Origin of the sequence: Anaerobacillus sp. MEB173 (assembly GCF_052119505.1) — a bacterium.
Classification (GTDB): Bacteria; Bacillota; Bacilli; order Bacillales; family JBJMAU01; genus JBJMAU01.
The window spans coordinates 1-384 of record NZ_JBJMAU010000073.1 but is presented as its reverse complement, the minus strand read 5'-3'; the positions used below and the strand labels follow the sequence as shown (position 1 = coordinate 384).

General features: G+C 43.2%; 3 tRNA genes. All 3 read left to right on the top strand.

Annotation, left to right across the window (positions count from 1 at the left end):
* Window positions 1-102 precede the first annotated feature (102 nt).
* The 3 genes from ACJ2A9_RS23845 to ACJ2A9_RS23835 all read left to right on the top strand — a co-directional run bounded on the left by ACJ2A9_RS23845 (window position 103) and on the right by ACJ2A9_RS23835 (window position 370).
* Window positions 103-178 (top strand) — tRNA-Asp (locus tag ACJ2A9_RS23845).
* 21 nt (window positions 179-199) lie between these two features.
* Window positions 200-284 (top strand) — tRNA-Tyr (locus tag ACJ2A9_RS23840).
* Between the two features lie 12 nt (window positions 285-296).
* Window positions 297-370, top strand: a tRNA-Trp gene (locus ACJ2A9_RS23835).
* The last annotated feature ends 14 nt before the right edge of the window (window positions 371-384 follow it).

Sequence of the window (384 nt, the reverse complement as noted above, 5' to 3'; positions counted from 1 at the left end):
GATTTGCCATAATGATTTTATGTTATAAAACATATTTGTGAAAATGATTTTTCCTAACCATTGATTATAAATATTAATATTTAAACTGTAGTTTTATTTCGTGGACCCGTGGTGTAGCGGTTAACATGCCTGCCTGTCACGCAGGAGATCGCCGGTTCGATCCCGGTCGGGTCCGCCATTCTTTTATTAAAATTAGAGTGGAGGGGTAGCGAAGTGGCTAAACGCGGCGGACTGTAAATCCGCTCCCTCAGGGTTCGGCGGTTCGAATCCGTCCCCCTCCACCATAATATAGATTTAGGGGCATAGTTTAAAGGTAGAACTACGGTCTCCAAAACCGTCAGTGTGGGTTCGATTCCTACTGCCCCTGCCATATTAAATTTAAAA